Genomic DNA, 985 nt, shown 5'->3' on the forward strand with positions numbered 1-985 from the left:
TAGGTCATGTCCCAGCACCAGACCTGGCGCGGCGCGGTGGCGACATGCGTGGTCGGCGGACGTACGGTCGTTGGCGCCTTGGCACGGCCTCTACGCGCCGTCTGGCCGTGTTCGCGCAGCACACGGTAGAAAGTCGATTCACTGGCCACGTAACGGCCTTCGTCAGCCAGCAAGGGCACGATGCGCGCTGGCGGCACATCGGCAAAGCGTGGCTCGTTGGCGACGCTGAGCACCTGCGCGCGCTCGCCTGGGCTCAACGCATGCGCCGGCGTAGGTCGACTCGCCTGCGGTCGGCCATCGCCGGCCACCAGGCCAGCGTGTGCCTTCCAGCGCTGCAGGGTGCGCAGGTCGATGCCGGCTGTCTCGCAGGCAAGGCGAAGTCGCGCGCCCGCCGCATGCGCCGCGTGGATGTCTCGGGCCAAGGCCTGACGATCTTCCAGGCCGATCATTCGGCCTCGCCCTTGTTGAAGATCGCCGCGACTTTTTTTGACAGCACCAGCAATGCGGCCGTTTCCGCCAGCGCTCGCTCCTTGCGCAGAAGGTCGCGCTCAAGCTCCTTGATCCGCTTGCGATCAGCCCGCGTCGACTGCGGGCTGGCACGCTCCTCCTCGGGCGATGCCAGCGCCGCTGTTGCACTGCTTCGCCACTGCGTCAAATCCGCCGCATACACACCGTGCTTGCGGCACCACGCGCTCTGCTCGGCCTCATTCATTGCCGCTGTTTCGATCACGGCTTGAAGCCTCGCTGCGGCCGTCCAGGTCCGACTGCTTGCTGGCTTCGACTGCGCGTCCTTCAACCAGCGGTCCAGCGTGCCCGCCGAGACCCCCACATCCCTTGCAACCGCATCCAGCGATGCGCTCTCAGGCGGCAGCAACCGCGCCACCGCTCTGTCCTTGAAAGCCTGTCCATATCGAGCCACGTCATTGAGTCCTTTCGCCCCCGAGGAAGAAGTCTATCGGGACGACAACTATTCTGACGCGGGGGG

Annotated in this window: 1 pseudogene; it reads right to left on the reverse strand. The window is 66.3% G+C overall.

Annotated features, from left to right (window positions below):
• A pseudogene (locus AC3WUM_RS25145) lies at positions 1-919 on the reverse strand (IS3-like element ISAzo10 family transposase); the annotation flags it as partial.
• Positions 920-985: the final 66 nt, after the last annotated feature.

Source organism: Hydrocarboniphaga sp. FW305-C-57 (genome assembly GCF_058783045.1).